The 17,258-nt window shown below is 67.1% G+C and carries 18 protein-coding genes; 7 read left to right on the forward strand and 11 right to left on the reverse strand.

Annotated elements, in window-relative coordinates; all coding sequences use genetic code 11:
• The first annotated feature begins 170 nt into the window (after nucleotides 1-170).
• From QZ847_RS00485 to QZ847_RS00505, 5 genes are all read left to right on the forward strand, one after another.
• Nucleotides 171-491 carry an ArsC/Spx/MgsR family protein gene (locus QZ847_RS00485; protein WP_294352110.1) on the forward strand — a complete coding sequence of 107 codons (321 nt, stop codon included), beginning with the start codon at nucleotides 171-173 and terminating at the stop codon, nucleotides 489-491.
• Entirely contained in the window at nucleotides 488-1,933 is a 1,446-nt protein-coding gene (locus QZ847_RS00490) for a phospholipase D-like domain-containing protein (RefSeq protein ID WP_294352079.1), read from the forward strand. Before QZ847_RS00485 ends, QZ847_RS00490 begins: the two co-directional genes overlap by 4 nt.
• Nucleotides 1,934-2,005: 72 nt before the next feature.
• Nucleotides 2,006-4,222 carry a phosphoribosylformylglycinamidine synthase subunit PurL gene (purL, locus tag QZ847_RS00495; RefSeq protein WP_294352081.1) on the forward strand — a complete coding sequence of 739 codons (2,217 nt, stop codon included), beginning with the start codon at nucleotides 2,006-2,008 and terminating at the stop codon, nucleotides 4,220-4,222.
• A gap of 65 nt (nucleotides 4,223-4,287) precedes the next feature.
• Complete coding sequence (locus QZ847_RS00500) at nucleotides 4,288-5,085, forward strand: enoyl-CoA hydratase/isomerase family protein (RefSeq protein ID WP_294352083.1); 798 nt, start codon at nucleotides 4,288-4,290, stop codon at nucleotides 5,083-5,085.
• Nucleotides 5,085-6,302: a DUF418 domain-containing protein gene (locus QZ847_RS00505; RefSeq protein WP_294352084.1), complete on the forward strand. Its 1,218-nt coding sequence runs from the start codon at nucleotides 5,085-5,087 to the stop codon at nucleotides 6,300-6,302. Before QZ847_RS00500 ends, QZ847_RS00505 begins: the two co-directional genes overlap by 1 nt.
• Here QZ847_RS00505 and QZ847_RS00510 read toward each other — a convergent pair.
• The 11 genes from QZ847_RS00510 to QZ847_RS00560 all read right to left on the reverse strand — a co-directional run bounded on the left by QZ847_RS00510 (nucleotide 6,299) and on the right by QZ847_RS00560 (nucleotide 15,666).
• Entirely contained in the window at nucleotides 6,299-6,709 is a 411-nt protein-coding gene (locus tag QZ847_RS00510) for an Hpt domain-containing protein (protein ID WP_294190469.1), read from the reverse strand. The two genes, QZ847_RS00505 and QZ847_RS00510, sit on opposite strands and share 4 nt — an antisense overlap.
• Nucleotides 6,710-6,807: 98 nt before the next feature.
• The gene (gene der, locus QZ847_RS00515; protein WP_294352085.1) at nucleotides 6,808-8,175 is read right to left on the reverse strand and encodes a ribosome biogenesis GTPase Der; all 1,368 of its coding nucleotides are present in this window, start codon (nucleotides 8,173-8,175) and stop codon (nucleotides 6,808-6,810) included.
• Nucleotides 8,176-8,233: 58 nt separating this feature from the next.
• Complete coding sequence (locus tag QZ847_RS00520; RefSeq protein WP_294352087.1) at nucleotides 8,234-9,571, reverse strand: PQQ-like beta-propeller repeat protein; 1,338 nt, start codon at nucleotides 9,569-9,571, stop codon at nucleotides 8,234-8,236.
• On the reverse strand, nucleotides 9,568-10,278 hold the full coding sequence (locus QZ847_RS00525) for a tetratricopeptide repeat protein (RefSeq protein WP_294352088.1): 711 nt from the start codon (nucleotides 10,276-10,278) through the stop codon (nucleotides 9,568-9,570). Before QZ847_RS00525 ends, QZ847_RS00520 begins: the two co-directional genes overlap by 4 nt.
• A gap of 84 nt (nucleotides 10,279-10,362) precedes the next feature.
• Nucleotides 10,363-11,241, reverse strand: a complete 879-nt coding sequence (panB, locus tag QZ847_RS00530) for a 3-methyl-2-oxobutanoate hydroxymethyltransferase (protein WP_294352091.1) — start codon at nucleotides 11,239-11,241, stop codon at nucleotides 10,363-10,365.
• A 22-nt stretch (nucleotides 11,242-11,263) separates the two neighbouring features.
• On the reverse strand, nucleotides 11,264-11,695 hold the full coding sequence (locus QZ847_RS00535) for a hypothetical protein (RefSeq protein WP_294352093.1): 432 nt from the start codon (nucleotides 11,693-11,695) through the stop codon (nucleotides 11,264-11,266).
• Between the two features lie 50 nt (nucleotides 11,696-11,745).
• Nucleotides 11,746-12,099 carry an ArsC family reductase gene (locus QZ847_RS00540; protein ID WP_294352095.1) on the reverse strand — a complete coding sequence of 118 codons (354 nt, stop codon included), beginning with the start codon at nucleotides 12,097-12,099 and terminating at the stop codon, nucleotides 11,746-11,748.
• Complete coding sequence (gene bla, locus QZ847_RS00545; RefSeq protein ID WP_294352097.1) at nucleotides 12,096-13,103, reverse strand: subclass B3 metallo-beta-lactamase; 1,008 nt, start codon at nucleotides 13,101-13,103, stop codon at nucleotides 12,096-12,098. Before bla ends, QZ847_RS00540 begins: the two co-directional genes overlap by 4 nt.
• Nucleotides 13,094-14,650, reverse strand: coding sequence for a glutamine-hydrolyzing GMP synthase (gene guaA, locus QZ847_RS00550; protein ID WP_294352099.1), 1,557 nt, complete (start codon nucleotides 14,648-14,650; stop codon nucleotides 13,094-13,096). The genes bla and guaA overlap by 10 nt, the downstream gene beginning before the upstream one ends.
• Before the next feature lie 39 nt (nucleotides 14,651-14,689).
• Nucleotides 14,690-15,466, reverse strand: a complete 777-nt coding sequence (gene map / locus QZ847_RS00555) for a type I methionyl aminopeptidase (protein WP_294352114.1) — start codon at nucleotides 15,464-15,466, stop codon at nucleotides 14,690-14,692.
• A 5-nt stretch (nucleotides 15,467-15,471) separates the two neighbouring features.
• Nucleotides 15,472-15,666 carry a ParD-like family protein gene (locus QZ847_RS00560; protein ID WP_294352102.1) on the reverse strand — a complete coding sequence of 65 codons (195 nt, stop codon included), beginning with the start codon at nucleotides 15,664-15,666 and terminating at the stop codon, nucleotides 15,472-15,474.
• Between the two features lie 48 nt (nucleotides 15,667-15,714).
• Between QZ847_RS00560 and QZ847_RS00565 the strand changes: the two genes are divergently transcribed.
• On the forward strand, nucleotides 15,715-16,086 hold the full coding sequence (locus QZ847_RS00565; protein WP_294352104.1) for a GCN5-related N-acetyltransferase: 372 nt from the start codon (nucleotides 15,715-15,717) through the stop codon (nucleotides 16,084-16,086).
• 55 nt (nucleotides 16,087-16,141) lie between these two features.
• The coding region (locus QZ847_RS00570; protein WP_294352108.1) for a DUF2235 domain-containing protein at nucleotides 16,142-17,258 on the forward strand (1,117 nt) is incomplete at its 3' end.

Here is a 17,258-nt window from a genome sequence, read left to right on the forward strand (position 1 = left end):
GAGGACTGGCTGGCGCGGCAAGACGACTAACCTGCATCAACGAGAAAGAATATCGCCGGGGCAAGTCACTGAGCTTGCCCCGGCTTTTTCTTGTTCTGATCGCCGCGACCAGTCGTGCACTAGACCCGCTCAAGCCAGGCGGTAGAAGGCCTCATGCAGAAGACTTGGCGATGAAGGCGACGATCCTCCACAATCCGCGCTGTTCCAAGTCGCGCGAGGCGCTTGCGCTGTTGCGGGATGCCGGGGCCGAGGTCACCGTAGTCGAGTATCTGAAGCAGCCGCCGACGCGGAGCGAGCTTGCCCGCCTCTATGCGCGCGCCGGTATCGCGCCGCGCGACGGTCTGCGCAAGGATGCGCCGCCGGTCGCCGACGACGATGCCGCGCTCGACCTGATGGTGCGCGATCCCGCGACGATCGAGCGGCCGCTGGTCGAGACCGAACGCGGCGTGCGGCTCGGCCGTCCGCCCGCTGCGATCCGGGGGATCCTGTGACACTGCCCGAAAAGACGCGCTGGCGGGTCGAGCGTGCGAACCGCGCCGCCGTCATCATCGACGCCGACGCCTATTTCCGCGTCGCGCGCGAGGCGATGCTGAACGCCCGCCAGCAGATCATGCTCGTCGGCTGGGATTTCGACGCGCGCATCACGCTTGCCTATTCTGACGATCATCCCGAGGCCCCGACGACGGTCGGCGATTTCATCGAATGGCTGGTGAAGCGCACGCCGACCCTGCAGGTCTACATCCTTCGTTGGGACAAGGGCGCGATCAAGACGCTGTTCCGCGGGCGTACCTTGTGGATGCTGACGCGCTGGCGTTTCCGCGAGAAGCGCATCCACCTGAAACTCGACGGGCATCACCCGACCGCGGCGTCGCAGCACCAGAAGATCGTCGTGATCGACGATTGCATGGCATTCTGCGGCGGGATCGACATGACCGACGAGCGCTGGGACACGCGCGACCATGTCGAAGACGACGAGCGGCGCCGCTCGCCCAACGGCTTCTCGTACAAGCCGTGGCACGACGTCACGACCGCACTTCAGGGTCCGGTCGCGCGCGCGCTCGGCGACCTGTGTCGCGCGCGCTGGAAGATCGCTGGCGGTGCCGACATCCCCGCCCCGAGTGCCACCGGTGAGTGCTGGCCCGAGAGCCTGCCGGTCGAGTTCAGCGACGTAGATGTTGCGATCTCGCGCTCGCAACCGCTGCACGACGGGCAGGACGAAATCCACGAGATCGAGGAACTGTACCTCCACCTGATCGCGCGCGCGAAGCGGCGCATCTACGCCGAGAGCCAGTATTTCGCCTCACGCCGGATCGCGGAGGCGATCGCCAAGCGGCTGGTCGAACCCGATCCACCCGAGATCGTCGTCATCAATCCGACGAGCGCGCAAGGGTGGCTGGAGCCGATCGCGATGGACACCGCACGCGCGCGGCTGGTCACCGAGTTGCAGCACCGCGATCACGCCGGGCGTTTTCGTTTGTACCATCCGGTGACGACCGACGGCACGGGCATCTACTGCCATGCCAAGGTGCTGGTGATCGACGACGATGTGATCCGCATCGGTTCGTCGAACTTCAACAACCGCTCGCTGCGGCTCGACACCGAATGTGACGTGACGATCGCGGACGACGGCCCGCGTATCGCCGCGATCCGCGACGACCTGCTCGCCGAGCATCTGGACGTCGAGATCGCGCAGGTGAGCGAGGGCGTGAAGCGCGATGGGCTGATCGCCACCATCGAGCGGCTGCGTGGGCAAGGCAAGACGCTGATCCCGTACGAGGTGCCCGACCTGAACGGTGTCGAGGCGTGGCTAGCGGAAAACGAGGTGCTCGATCCCGAAGGCCCGGCGGAGATGTTCGAGGCGTTTGAGAAGCGCGGGCTGCTGCGTCGGTTGAAGAACCGACGGCACCGCCACCGACACCGTCACCGGCGCTAGGCACCGCCTCCCCTCACGACGCCGGTGCTTGGCTGCTGGTATCGACGCGCCTGCCCCGCTATGCGCGCGCACATGACCGCTATCACGCCCGAGATCGTTGCCGAGCACGGCCTGTCGCCCGAAGAATACGACCGCGTGCTCCACGCGCTCGGGCGCGAGCCGAACTTGGTCGAACTCGGCATCTTCTCGGTGATGTGGAGCGAGCATTGCTCGTACAAGTCGAGCCGCATCCACCTGAAGAAGCTGCCGACAGAAGCACCGTGGGTGATCTGCGGTCCGGGTGAGAATGCGGGCGTCATCGACATCGGTGACGGTCAGGCTGCGATCTTCAAGATGGAGTCGCACAATCACCCGTCGTACATCGAGCCGTATCAGGGCGCGGCGACCGGCGTCGGCGGCATTCTGCGCGACGTGTTCACGATGGGCGCGCGCCCGGTCGCGAACCTGAATGCGCTGCGCTTCGGCCGGCCCGACCACCCCAAGATGCGCCACCTGATCTCGGGCGTGGTCCACGGCATCGGCGGATACGGCAATTGCGTCGGCGTGCCGACCGTCGGCGGCGAGGTGAACTTCCACCCGGCGTATGACGGCAACATCCTGGTCAACGCGATGACGGTAGGCGTCGCGGACACCGACAAGATTTTCTACTCGGCCGCATCCGGCGTCGGCAATCCGATCGTCTATGTTGGATCGAAGACCGGACGCGATGGCATCCACGGCGCGACCATGGCCTCAGCCGATTTCGGCGAGGACGCAGATGCCAAGCGCCCGACCGTTCAGGTCGGCGATCCCTTTACCGAGAAGCTGCTGATCGAGGCGTGCCTTGAGTTGATGGCGTCGGACGCGATCGTTGCGATCCAGGACATGGGCGCGGCGGGTCTCACCTCCTCCTCGGTCGAGATGGCGTCGAAGGGCGGCGTCGGCATCGAACTCGTCATGGACGATGTGCCGCAGCGCGAGACCGGCATGACGCCGTATGAGATGATGCTGTCGGAGAGCCAGGAGCGCATGCTCATGGTGCTGAAACCCGGCCGCGAAGCGTTTGCGCAGGCGATCTTCGAGAAGTGGGAGCTCGATTTCGCGGTGATCGGCCACGTCACCGACACCGGTCGCATGGTGCTGAAATGGCACGGCGAGACGGTGTGCAACATTCCGCTAGGGCCGCTGGCCGACGACGCGCCGCTCTACGATCGGCCGCATGTGCCGACCCCGCCGGCCAAGGCGTTGGTCAACGTGCCCGAGTGCCGCGATCCCGCCACCGACCTGCTGGCGCTGATGGGTTCGCCCGACATCGCTTCGCGTCGCTGGATCTGGGAGCAATACGACCACATGGTCGGCGCCGACACGGTGCAGCGCCCAGGCGGCGACGCCGCGGTGGTGCGCGTCCACGGGACGGACAAGGCGCTGGCGATGACCACCGACTGCACCCCGCGCTACTGCTACGCCGACCCGGTCGAGGGCGGTAAACAGGCCGTCGCGGAGGCGTGGCGCAACCTGACCGCGGTTGGCGCGACGCCGCTGGCGGTCACCAACTGCCTCAACTTCGCCAATCCGCAACGGCCCGAGATCATGGGCCAGATCGTCGGCTGTCTCGAGGGAATGAGCGAGGCTTGCCGCGCGCTCGACTTCCCGATCGTGTCGGGCAACGTGTCGCTCTACAACGAATCGAAGGCGACCGGCGGCGGTTCGGCGATCCTGCCGACGCCCGCGATCGGCGGTGTCGGATTGCTGAAGGCATGGGACAAGAGCGCGACGATCGCGTTCAAGCAGCCGGGCGACATCATCATCGTCATCGGGCGTCGTCGCGGTGACCTGGGCCAGTCACTGTGGTTGCGTGAACTGCATGGCCGCGAGGAAGGACCGCCGCCGCGCGTCGACCTGGAGGCAGAGCGCCGCACCGGCGACTTCGTCCGCCGCGCGATCAATGCTGGACAGCTTTCCGCGGTGCACGACGTGTCCGACGGCGGCCTTGCGGTCACGATCGCGGAGATGGCGCTGGCCGGCAACATCGGCGCGATGATCGACCGCGCACTGCCAATCGACACCGCCGCGTCGCTGTTCGCGGAAGATCAGGGCGTCTATGTCGCGACCGTCCACGATCACGCGCTGCTCGACTTCCTGCAATCCGCGCTCGATGCCGGTGTCGAGGCCGAGCCGCTCGGCCGCGCGATCGGCACGCGCGTGATCTTCGAGCTTCGTGATGGCGACCACGCCGTGTCGCTCGACGACCTGCGTCGCGCGCACGAGGATTTCTTCCCCAAGCTGATGGCGACCGAAGCCGCGCTCTGAACCTCACGCTGTACCTCCGCCCCGGTCTGCCGCACACTGGCGGCAGAACGGGGGAGGATGAGGCGATGAGTGACGAGCAAGACGTGCGCTACGCGGTGGCGGACGGCGTTGCGACGCTGACGCTCGACCGGCCCGAGCGGATGAACACGATCTCGCACGCAATGCTCGATCGGCTCGCCGCATTGCTGACGCGAGCGAACGATGACGCTGCGGTGCGCGTCGTCATCCTGACCGATACGGGTCGTGCGTTCTGCGCCGGGCTCGACCTGAACGAGGCGGTGGGCGGCGACGGCATTGGCGCGAGCGGCACGAAGCATCCGCCGACGATCGACCTGGGCCGAGCGCCACCGACGGTGCTGTTCGCGATGGACAAGCCGGTAATCTGCGCATTGAACGGCTCGGCCGCGGGCTATGGCATGGACCTGGCGATCGGGTGCGACATCCGGGTCATGGCGGAGGGCGCGAAGCTCGCCCCCGCCTTCGTCAAGCGCGGCATCGTGCCTGAGTCAGGCGGCACCTGGCTGCTGCCGCGCATGATCGGCTGGGCCAAGGCGGCGGAGCTGATCTTCACCGGGCGGACGCTGGGTGCGGCGGAGAGCCTCGCGCTCGGGCTGGTTAACCATGTCGTGCCTGATGACGAGGTACTGCATCGTGCCGAGCGGATCGCGCGCGAAATCGCTGCCAACGCGCCTTTGGCGGTACAGGCATCGAAGCGGATGATGCGCATGGGGCTGAACGAGACGTTCGAGACGCACGTCCAGCACGTCTATCTGCAGCTGCTGCCGTTGTTCGCGTCCGAAGACTTTCAGGAAGGCATGCGCTCGTTCCTCGAGAAGCGCCCGGCAGCATTCACCGGCAGCTGATGCACATGGAGGCGCGCGCACGATTCGAGTCGCTCGACGTCATTCGGGGCGTCGCGGTGATGGGCATTCTCCTCGCCAACATCGTCGCGTTCGGCCTGCCTGAGGCGGCGTATTTCTCGCCGCTCGCCTGGGGCGGATCGGGTGCGGCGGAGAAGACCGCGTGGTTGCTGAACTTCGTGTTCGTGGAGGGGCGGTTTCGCGGGCTGTTCTCGTTCCTGTTCGGCGCCTCGATGCTGCTGGTGTTCGAGCGGGCTGACGCAGACGGCGGAAACGGCGCCGCGCTGCATCTGCGGCGGATGTTCTGGCTGTTCGTGTTCGGCTGCCTGCACCTCTACCTGCTCTGGTGGGGCGACATCCTGGCGCACTACGCCCTGGTCGGCGTGATTGCACTGTTCTTCTGCCGGCAGAGCGCGCGCACACTCGTGCTGCTCTCACTCGCGCTGTTGCTCGCCTCGATCCTGCTCAACGCGGCGACCGCGACGGCGCTGTTCGCAGCGGCCGCTCGCGCGACCCCCGCCGACGTGGCGCTGTGGGACGGATTCGCGAGCGCGTTCGGCGTACCGCCGCGCGCCGAACTGCTCGAACAGATCGCGGCGATGCGCGGTAGCTTCGGTGCGGCCGCGGCGTGGCGATGGCAGCACGCGCTGGACCCGCTCACCTTCCTGCCCATCGGCGGCGCGGAAACGCTCAGCGCGATGCTGCTCGGCATGGCGGGGCTTCGGTCGGGGTTCGTGACGGGTGAGTGGTCGCGCGCGGCTTATACACGCGTGGCGTGGGTCTGCGTGCCGGTGTCGCTGCTCGGCTACGCTACGATCGGGTGGCATACGATGGCGACGGGTTTCGATCAGCGCTGGGTCTATACCGGTTCGCTGGTGCTCAGCGAACCTTTCCGCACGATCGGCTACCTCGGCTATGCTGCGCTCGTCATGTTGCTGCTGCGTCCCGGCGGTCGACTAACGACGCGCGTGGCGGCGGCGGGGCGGATGGCGTTCAGCAATTATCTCGGCACGACGGGACTGATGGACCTGATCTTTACCGGCTGGGGCCTAGGACTATTCGCCGCGATCGGGCGCGCATGGCTCTACGCGATCGTGCCGGCAGTCTGGGCGATGATGCTACTGTGGTCACCGGCGTGGCTTGCCCGCTATCGTCACGGCCCGCTAGAGTGGTTGTGGCGCAGTCTGGTGCGCGGCCGTCCGGCGCCGCTGCGCGGCTAGCTCAGGCGCCGACCGAAGCCGCCTGCGCGGCGCAGCGGAGTCGCCGCCGCCTCGCGCTCGAGCAGTGCGAGCGTCGCCTCGAACAGCGGGCGCAGTTCCAGTACGTCAGGCACGCATTCGACCGGGCTGGTGTGCCATTCGACACACTCGCGCGCGAGCGTTTCCAGCTTCTCGGCGAGTGCTGCGAGCGGATAGGCGCCGAACTGTCCCGCCTCACCCTTCAACGTGTGCGCGGGCAGGATCATTGCGGTCGCATTCTCGTCGCGCGACGCGGCCTCGATCGCATCGAGTGACTTCAACCCGTCCTCGCGGAAATAGCCCAGAATGCGCGTGAACTCACCGCCGAGCTCGGCACGCGCGCGCGCCAGCGCCGCACGGTCGACCAGCACACCCCCTTCGAACGACACGCTTGCCCCCTTCGCACTATCGAACAGTCGTGCCGCGAACCTAATGCCGCGAGGGTAAACGGAGGGTAAGGACGTGCCCGCGCTTTCCTACAATTGCGTCACTTGTCGAACGGATTCTTCGGCGCGCGCAGCGTCATACGGACGGGTACCGCACCGAAACCGAGCTCACGGCGAATGCCATTGATGAGGTAGCGCTGGTAGCTCATCGGCAGCTGGTCGACGCGCGTGCCGAACAGGATGAAGCCGGGCGGGCGGGTTTTCGCCTGCGTGATGTAGCGCAGCTTGATCCGCTTGCCGCCGGGCGCCGGCGGCGGGTTCGCCTCGATCGCGCGCTCGAACCAGCGGTTGAGCTCGCCCGTGCCGACGCGGTGCGACCAGGCGTCGCGCGTCTCGAATGCTGCGGCGATCAGCTGATCGATGCCCTTGCCCGTCGCCGCCGACACGGTCAGCAGCGGCACACCCTTTACCTGCGCCAATCCTTCTTCCAGCGCCGCCTTGACGCCGTTGAAGGTCTTGGACGGCTCTTCCGACACGTCCCATTTGTTGAGTGCGATGACGAGCGCGCGGCCTTCCTCCAGCACGCGGTCGGCGATCCGCAAATCCTGCGATTCGAGCCCCAGTGTCGCGTCGAGCAGCAGCACGACGACCTCGGCGAAATCGACCGCGTGGAGCGCGTCGGCGACCGACAGCTTCTCCAGCTTGTCCTGCACCTTGGCGCGCTTGCGCATGCCGGCGGTATCGATCAGCCGCACCTTACGCGGCCCCATCGGGCTGCCGAGCCATTCCCAGTCGACCGCGATCGAATCGCGCGTGATCCCGGCCTCGGGGCCGGTGATCATCCGGTCTTCGCCGAGCATGCGGTTGATCAGCGTCGACTTGCCCGCATTGGGCCGTCCGACGATTGCGAGCTTGAGCGGCGCGTCGGGGCTCTCGTCCTCCTCTTCTTCCTCGAACGCGTCGTCCTCGCGGTCGATGAAGGGGCGCAGCGCCTCGAAAAGATCGGCGACACCCTCGCCGTGCTCGGCCGACATCTGCACCGGATCGCCGAAGCCGAGCGCGAGCGATTCGAGCACGCCCTGCTCGCCGCTGCGCCCCTCGACCTTGTTGGCGACCAGCACGATCGGCGTGTCGGCACCGCGCAACCAGCGCGCGATCTCCTCGTCGGGCGGCACAATGCCGGCGCGCGAATCGATCAGGAATAGCGCCACGTCGGCGCCGTCGACCGCGGCCTGCGTCTGGCGGCGCATGCGGCCGGGCAGCGTGTCTGGATCCTCGTCCTCGTAGCCCGCGGTGTCGATGATGCGGAAATCGAGCCCGAGCAGGCTCGCGTCGCCCTCGCGCCGGTCGCGAGTTACGCCGGGACGATCGTCGACCAGCGCGAGCTTCTTGCCGACGAGGCGATTGAACAGCGTCGACTTGCCGACGTTGGGACGGCCGACGATCGCGACCACAGGTAAACGGGACATGATGCGCCGACGCCTAGCGCATCATGTCGTCCCCGTCACCTGACAGCTGTCGCTCGCCTCAGCGATAAGCCGAGAGCTGACCCTTGTCGTCGAGCACGTAGAGCGTCTTGTTGGCGACGATCGGCGGCAGCGAGAAAGCGTCGCCCGCCTCGATCAGCGCCTGCTGGCTGCCGTCCGCCGGCGACACTGCGACGAGTTGCCCGCGCGAGTTGGTCAGCCACAACCGCTCGCCCGCCAGCACTGGTCCGAACCAGGTGTAGGCGTTCTCACGCTTCTGCTCGTTCTTGAACGCGGGCAGCTGCCCGATCCAGCGCACCTTGCCGTTGGCGCGCGACAGGCTGACGACGCGCGCATCGTCGGTCACGACGAACAGCCACTCGCCCGCGAGCCACGGCGTTGAGATACCGGCGAAATTCTGTTCCCACAACCGCTGCCCGGTGCCGAGGTCGAGCGACACCATGCGTCCGCCCTCACCGATCGCGTAGACTCGCCCGTCCTCGATCACCGCGTCGGCGTTGATGTCGGCGAGGCTCGACACCGAGGTCGAGATCGCGGTGCGCGACAGTGCGTCCTGCCACAAATTGCGACCGTTCTCGTAGCGGTAGGCGTTCAGTTCGCCCGAGGAAAAGCCCGCGACGATCGTGCCCGCGCTCGCCGCCGGAGCCGCGACACCGAACAGCCCCTGCGATTCGAGGCTGGCGCTCTGCGTCCACACGACCTTGCCGTCGGCCTGGCTGAGCGCGAAGATCTGATTGTCCTGGCTGAGCACATAGACCTGGCCGTTCGCGATCGTCGGGGCGCCACGCAAGGGGCCGCCCGGCTTCGCGCGCCAGATCAGCTTGCCGTCGGCCGCGCTGAACGCCACCACGTCACCCAGGCCATCGGTCGCGTACACCTTGCCGTCGTCGTAGCTCGCCCCGCCGCCGAAGCGTGCGGCGCGGTTGTTGTCGCCTTCCGGTACCGCGGCGGTCCACAACTTAGCGCCGGTGTCAGCGGCGAAGGCATGGAGCGTCGCGTCGACGTCGACGACGAACAGCTTGTTGTCGGCGACGACCGGGGCGGCGCCGAGCCGCTGACGATTGGAGCCGCCGTCGATCTGCGCAGTCCACGCACGCGTCGGCGAGGCGGCGAGCGCCAGATGCCCCATCGACTTGTCGGCACTGCCGCCCGACTGCGACCAGTCGGTGTTGGCCTCCGGCGTCGGCAACAGCACCTGAACGCTCGCGAGCGAGGGATCGACCTCCGCCCTGTTCTCGGCAGTAAGGATCGACACGCGGTTGCCGACCGTCGGCGTCTTCTTGGGCGCGCCCTTGAACACGCCGCAGCCGCCCAGCGTCAGCGCGATGCCGAGCGTCATGGGGCCGAACGCGACGCGCGCCGCCTTGCCAAGCTTCATTCCGTCATGCCCCTGCTGGCCGCGACATCCTGCGGCAGTGCGTCGATACCCAGTACACCCGCCATCTGAACCGCACGTTGACGCAGCGACGCGGGCACCGTCTTGTCGCGCGCGATCCGCGCGAACGTCTGACCGGCGAGGTCGCGCTTGCCCTGCGCCAGATAGGCCGCGCCGACCATCTCGCCCGCGCTGCCCATGAAGGCGTTGCCCTGCACGGCGAGCGGTGCCAGCCGCTGGATCACCAAGTCGGGCTTGAGCGTGTCATATTCGGCCGCGGTCTGTCGGATCAGCGCCAGGTCACGAAACGGCTTGGCAACGCTCGCGTCATTGGCAACACCCGCGAACTTGGCCGCCGCACCCTTTAGATCGTTTTTCGCCAGCAGCACGTCGGCCTGCGAGAACAAGGCGAGCGTACGATACCCGTCGCTGCTCGACTGGGCGAGCTCCGCGAGCGGCGTGGCCGCGCCCTTGAAGTCGTTGGCACCGAGGTAATCGTAGGCGGTCTGAAGCGTCTCGCCTTCCTTCTCCGCCGCGACGCGCTCGCGGTGCTGCCAGAACAGGAAGCCGGCGAAGGCGACCAGCAAAGCAACTACCGCCACCACGATCCAGCGACCATAGCGTTGCCACACCCCGATCATCTGCTCGCGACGATATTCCTCGTCGACTTCGCGCAGGAACGCCTCGTTATTTTGCGGCGTCAGGGCCACGTCTTGCTCCACATGCTCCAAAAAGTCGCGCGGCCTTAACCCGGCGTCGTGCGAAACGAAAGAGGCGCGGCTGCGCCCCTCGTCTCACGTCTTGGGCGCGTAGGTCTGGTCGGCGGTCGGGAAGGTGCGCGCGCGTACCTCAGCCGCATAGGTTTCGACACGCTCGGCGACGTAGCCCGCCATGTCGCCGTAGCGTTTGACGAAGCGCGGCGTGCGCTCGAACAGCCCCAGCATGTCCTCTGCGACCAGCACCTGCCCGTCGCAGTCGGCCGAGGCACCGATCCCGATCGTCGGCACCGCAATCTTGCGCGTGATTGCCTGGGCGATCGGCTCCACGACCCCCTCGATCACCACCGTAAATGCGCCAGCTTCCGCGATGCTCTGGGCATCCGAGACGATCTTCTCCGCCTCCGCGTCCGAGCGGCCGCGCGCGCCGTAGCCACCGAGCGCGTTGACCGCCTGCGGCGTCAGCCCGACATGGCCGACCACGGGGATGCCGCGCTCCGACAGGAACGCGACCGTCGGCGCCATCGCGGCCCCGCCCTCCAGCTTGACCGCAGCAGCGCCCGTTTCCTTGAGCAGGTAAGCCGCACTTTCGAACGCCTGCTGCGGCGATGCCTCGTAAGAGCCGAAGGGCATGTCGATGACGACGACCGAGTGGTAGCTGCCGCGCACCACCGCCGCGCCGTGTGCCGCCATCATCGCGAGTGTCACCGGCACGGTCGACGGCAAGCCGTAGATCACCTGCCCCAGACTGTCGCCGACCAGCAGCATGTCGCAATGCGGGTCGAGCAGCTGCGCCATGCGCACCGTATACGCGGTCAGCATGACGAGCGGATCGCCCTTGCCCGCGGCGATCGCCGCCTTGCGCGCGCGCAGCGCCGGGACGGTCAGGCGCTTCATCGGTGCGGCGACGGGTGTCGCGCGGCTGGTCGAGGTGTCGATGGTGAAGGTCGTGGACATGCGCCCTCTTAGGCCCGCCCGCTCACCTGATCCAGCCGTGCGCACGCGCGTGGCGTGCGAGCCAGATCGCGAAGGCGGCGATCGCGACGATGAACAGCGGAAAGGCGACAACCTCTGCGCCCTTGACGCGAATGATGTCGCTGGTCGCCAACAGCCAGCCGAACTGGATCAGCACGCCGGTGAACGACAGCCAGGCGAGCGGCACCGCGAGCGCCGATCGCGCCAGCAGCGCGACCGCGGCGAACAGCCCGCATCCGACCGCGACCGCGTAGATGGCGTTGTACCAGATCGGCAGCGATGCGTAGAGCGCGCGGTCGTAATCGCTCGCAGGTCCCATCGCATCCGCGCCGAGGCGGAACTGCTGGATGCAGGCGAAGCAGCCCGCGAGGCCCCATAGCAACAGCACGACGGCGACGGCGCGAAACCACGCCGGCGAACGGGTCGATCGGTCCATGTGCCCTCCCCTTCACCGCGCATCGTGCGCGTTTGGAGCGCGCGACGCAATCATCCGAACAGCGCGGCGTAGCGATCGGGCTTGAAGCCGACCTCCGTTATGGCGCCGGCGACGAGCACCGGCCGCTTGATCATGCCGGGCTGCGCCAGCATCAGCGCGGTGGCGCGCTCCCGATCCAGGTCGACGCGATCTTCCTCGGGCAATTTGCGGAACGTGGTGCCCGCGCGATTCAGTAGTGTCTCCCAACCGGCACGATCGATCAGCTCGTCGAGAAGCGCGCGGTCGAGACCATCCTTTCGGTAATCGTGAAAGGTGAAGGCGACATCGTGCTCACTCAGCCACGTGCGTGCCTTCTTGATCGTGTCGCAGTTGGGGATGCCGTACATCGTCACAGGAGCGATCATCGTGCTTCCTTCGCCTGTCGCGCCAACTCGCGCTGGAAATCAGCGCTTGCGGTCCGCATCAGCGCGGGAAGGAGCGCCGGCGCGACCAATTGATGCTCGGCAGCGCGCCGACGCACGTCGGCCTGTTCGGGATGGAACGGCAGCACGACATCAGCCCGCTCCCGCACCAACCGGGCGATGCTGCTACGCAGGTCGGCGACGATCCCGGGATAGCGGCGGTTGCCGATCAGGCGGTTGCCCGCGACCGAGACGCTGCACGGAAACAGCACGGTCAGCGGACGCCCGCGATCGACGATGCTGGTCGACCAGCTGGTGCAGCCCGGCGTGTGCCCCGGCGTCGCGATCGCGCGCAGCGTGACATCGCCGAGTGTGACACGGTCGCCATCGACCACGGCACGAGCGACCTTGACCGCGGGAAAGCGGATGACGCCGTAACTCGTCTCTCCCGGCGGAACACCGCTCTCCAGCGCGGCGACATCGCCCGCTCCCGCGATCACGCGAGCGCCGGTGTCACGCGCCATCGCCGCGGCGCCGTCCGCGTGGTCGAAGTGCGCGTGGCTGACCAGCAGCAGCTTGACCCGGTCGAGCGGCACGCCGATTGCGCGGATGTTACGCTCGATCGCGGGCACGTTCTCCGCGATCGTCGCATCGAGCAGGATCGCGCCATCGCGTGTCTTGATGAGGTAACTGGCGAGCCCTTCGCTGCCGACGTACCAGATCGGGCCGACAAGGTGGACCGGCGGAGCGGGGCGCGTCCAGACGGGCGGGTTGGGCGTCGCGGCTGAGGCGATCGTGGCCGCGGCGAGCGTCGTTGCAGCGGTGAGCGCGTGGCGCAGCAGGCGCTTCGCCGAAATGCCGCCCGTCCGCTCCCGGCCGCTTGCGCGGCCGAATGACGCGGGCAGGTAGCCCCCGGCTACCTGCTTTATCTCGCTGCGGCCGCCGTCGCCGCCGAGTAAATCGGGCGAGCAGCCCCCTGCTGCTCGCTTTAGCCGATTTACTCCCATTCGATCGTGCCGGGTGGCTTGGAGGTGTAGTCGTAGGTGACGCGATTGACTCCCCTCACCTCGTTGACGATCCGCGTCGACACGCGCGCGAGGAAGCCGCCGGGAAACTCGAACGCCTGCGCGGTCATGCCATCGGTCGAGGTGACCGCGCGCAGTGCGAGCACCGAATCGTAGGTTCGCCCGTCGCCCATCACGCCGACCGAACGCACCGGCAGCAGCACCGCGAACGCCTGCCAGATCGCGTCGTACAGCCCGGCGTTGCGGATTTCCTCTAGGTAGATCGCGTCGGCCTTGCGCAGGATGTCGCAGCGCTCCTTTGTCACCTCGCCGGGAATGCGGATCGCGAGGCCGGGTCCGGGAAATGGGTGCCGGCCAACGAAATGCTCGGGCAGACCCAGTTCGCGCCCGAGCGCGCGGACCTCGTCCTTGAACAATTCGCGCAGCGGCTCGACCAGCTTCATGTTCATGCGCTCAGGGAGCCCACCGACATTGTGGTGGCTCTTGATCGTCACTGACGGCCCGCCGGTGAAGCTGACGCTCTCGATCACGTCGGGGTAAAGCGTGCCCTGCGCCAGGAAGTCGGCGCCACCGATCTTCTTCGCCTCGTCCTCGAACACCTCGATGAAGGTCTTGCCGATGAACTTGCGCTTGGCCTCGGGATCGGTGACGCCGGCGAGCCCGCCCATGAACAGGCTTTCCGCGTTCACGTGGACCAGCGGGATGTTGTACGCGCCGCGGAACAGCGACACGACCTGCTCGGCCTCGCCCGACCGCATCAGCCCGTGATCGACGAAGACGCAGGTCAGCTGGTCGCCGATCGCCTCGTGGATCAGCACCGCCGCGACTGCCGAGTCGACGCCGCCCGACAGGCCGCAGATGACGCGGCCACTGCCGACCTGCTCGCGGATCTCGGCGATCTTGGTCTCGCGGAACTCCGCCATCGTCCAGTCGCCAGCCAGGCCACAAACGTGCCGCGCAAAATTGGCGATCAGCTTGGCACCGTCGGGCGTGTGAACTACCTCGGGGTGGAACTGCACGCCGTAGAAGCGGCGTTCCTCGTCGGCGACCATCGCGAAGGGTGCGCCTTCCGACGTCGCGACCGGCGTAAAGCCGGGCGGCAGCGCGTCGACCTTGTCGCCGTGGCTCATCCACACCTGGTGGCGCGAGCCGACCTCCCACAGCCCGTCGAACAAGGCGCACTCGGCCTTCACGTCGAGCATCGCGTGGCCGAACTCGCCGCCATCGCCCGAGATCACGACGTTGCCGCCGAGCTGCGTGCTCATCAGCTGCTGACCGTAGCAGATGCCGAGAATCGGCACGCCCGCCTCGAACAGATGCTGCGGCGCGCGCGGGCTGTGCTCCAGCGTGACTGACGACGGGCCGCCCGATAGGATGATGCCCTTCGGCTGCATCCGCTCGAACGCTTCCGCGGCGGAGTTGAACGGCGCCACCTCGCTATAGACGCCCGCTTCGCGCACGCGGCGCGCGATCAACTGGGTCACCTGGCTGCCGAAATCGACGATGAGGATGTTGTCGGGATGCTCCATGGCGGGCCTGTAGCGGGATGGCGCGCGACGGGGAAGAGGTCAGCGTATCTCCTTGGGTACCGGCTCGCCCTCACGCAGCGTTAGCACCTCCACGCCGGTCGCGGTGACCGCCACCGTATGCTCGAATTGTGCCGACAGCTTGCGATCGCCGGTTTCCACCGTCCAGCCGTCGTCGCGGGTCGTCACCTTGCGCGTACCCTGATTGACCATCGGTTCGACGGTGAAGGTCATTCCCTCGCGCAGCACCGCGCCGGTGCCGGGTCGCCCGTAATTCAGCACTTCGGGCGCCTCGTGCATCTCACGCCCGATGCCATGGCCGCAGAAGTCACGAACGACCGAATAGCCGTGCTGCTTGGCATGACGATCGATCGCCGCACCTACGTCGCCCAGCCGCGCTCCGGGGCGGACCTGCGCGATCCCCTTCCACATCGCCTCCTGCGCGACGCGAACGAGCCGCCGTGCGGCGGGCGCGACATCGCCCACCAGATAGGTCTTGCTGGAATCGGCGATGAAGCCATCCTTCTCCAGCGTGATGTCCAGGTTCACGATGTCGCCGTCGCGGATGATCTCGCCTGCGTCCGGCACGCCATGGCAGACCACCTGGTTGATTGAGCTGTTGAGCACGAATGCGAAGCCATATTGCCCCTTGCTGGCCGGCCGGGCGTGTAACTCGTCGACGATGTAGCGCTCGACCAGATCGTTGACGGCAAGGGTCGACAGCCCCGCCAGTGATTGCCGATCGAGCATCGCGAAGACCCGAGCGAGCAGTCGCCCTGATTCACGCATCAGCGCCAGCTCCGCGGCGTTCTTCAGGATAGCGGTCATGCGGCGTGCGCGGTTGGCGGCGCGGCACGCTCGCGGGCGATGATTTCGTTGAAGGACAATGTCGGGTTCGCTTCGGCGAGCATGCCGATCTTCATCCAGAATTCGGCCTGTGCGTTGATCGATCGGCACATGACCGTGCTGGCGCGGCGCGCTTCCTCATGCACCCGATCATCGATCTTCACAATTCCCACACGCGCACTCCACAACTTTACCAACATATGAAACGTATATGATTAGTAATGTTGGCCGCCAAATCGCGCAAGCTGCTCGCCACCCGCGCCTCACTCCTTATGATCGGGCGCGTGAGCAGCACCGATATAGACCGCCCCACCCGCGAACGACGCTGGCTGACGCTGACCCGCGACGCGCTGCCGGCCCAAGCCGCACACCGACGTTGGCCGGTCTCGGCCGACCATTGCTTCCAGCGTATCCTGCTCGACCATGCGTGCGGCGGCCGCTGGTACGACCACATCGCCGCGCGACCCGCCTACCGCCACGCGCCGGACGCCATCCTAAACGCGGCGATCGCGCTGGGCGAAGCGGTTCTGACGGGGAGCGCCGATCTGGCCGCGCTCAACGATCAGTCGCTACGTTGGCGGGGCAAGCGGTAGCGCTTGCCTCCAAGTCATCGACGGCGCAGCATCGCCACACCATATAGGAGGAGTCATGCAGGACGACGCGACCGCCGCCACGCGCGCCAAGTCGATCCTGCTTTTCTCCGACGGCACCGGGAACAGCAGCGCCAAGGTGTTCAAGACCAACGTCTGGCGCACCTACGAAGCGGCCGATCTGGGGCCAGCGCCACCGAAGGCCCGCCCCCAAATCGCCTTCTACGACGATGGCGTCGGCACGTCGTGGTTCCGCCCGCTGGCGATCCTTGGCGGAATCTTCGGCTTCGGGCTGAAGCGCAACGTCCTCGACATCTATCGCTTCGCCTGCCGCAATTACGGGCCGGGGGACACGATCTATGCCTTCGGCTTCAGTCGCGGGGCGTTCACGATCCGGCTGGTCGTCGCGCTGATCGCTACCCAGGGCCTGGTGCCGGCCGATGACGAGGCGGCCTTGCAACGTGGCGCCGCGGACGCGTGGCGCGCGTATCGCCATCGCTATCTACCGCGACGGCTGCAATGGCCGACCAAGGTCTGGCGTGCGCTGCGCAATCGTGTGATCGCGGCAATACGCCGCCCGGAGCATCGATACAGCCTGTATCGCAATCGTCGTCCCGAGATCAGCTTCGTTGGTGTGTGGGACACGGTCGCCGCTTACGGCGGGCCGAGCGTGGAGATCATCCGCGCCATCGACAATTGGTTCTACGCGCTGTCGATGCCCAATTACACGCTCAACAAGCGCGTGCGACGGGCACGCCACGCACTGGCGCTCGACGATCAGCGCGATGCCTTCCAGCCGCTGGTCTGGGACGAACTTGCCGAACGCGATTTGGTCCGTCGCGGCCTGGTGGACGAGGATCGGCTCCGGCAACTGTGGTTCACGGGGATGCATGCCGATGTCGGCGGCGGCTATCCCGACGAAAGCCTGAGCTACGTCTCGCTCCTTTGGATGCTGGAGGAAGCCCGCGCGGCAGGGCTGCGGACGCTGGATGTCATCACCGCCCGGCACCGCGCACTCGCCAACAGCGCCGGACCGATTCACGACAGCCGTGCCGGGATCGGCAGCTATTATCGGTATCAACCGCGCCGCATCGACGCGCTGATGCGCGCGCCGGCGCGCGACACGCGGCTGTCATGGGCGCCGGAACGCGCGCGCGGGCGCGGCCTGCTCACCG

Source organism: uncultured Sphingomonas sp. (genome assembly GCF_913778135.1).
In the GTDB taxonomy this organism is placed as follows: Bacteria; Pseudomonadota; Alphaproteobacteria; order Sphingomonadales; family Sphingomonadaceae; genus Sphingomonas.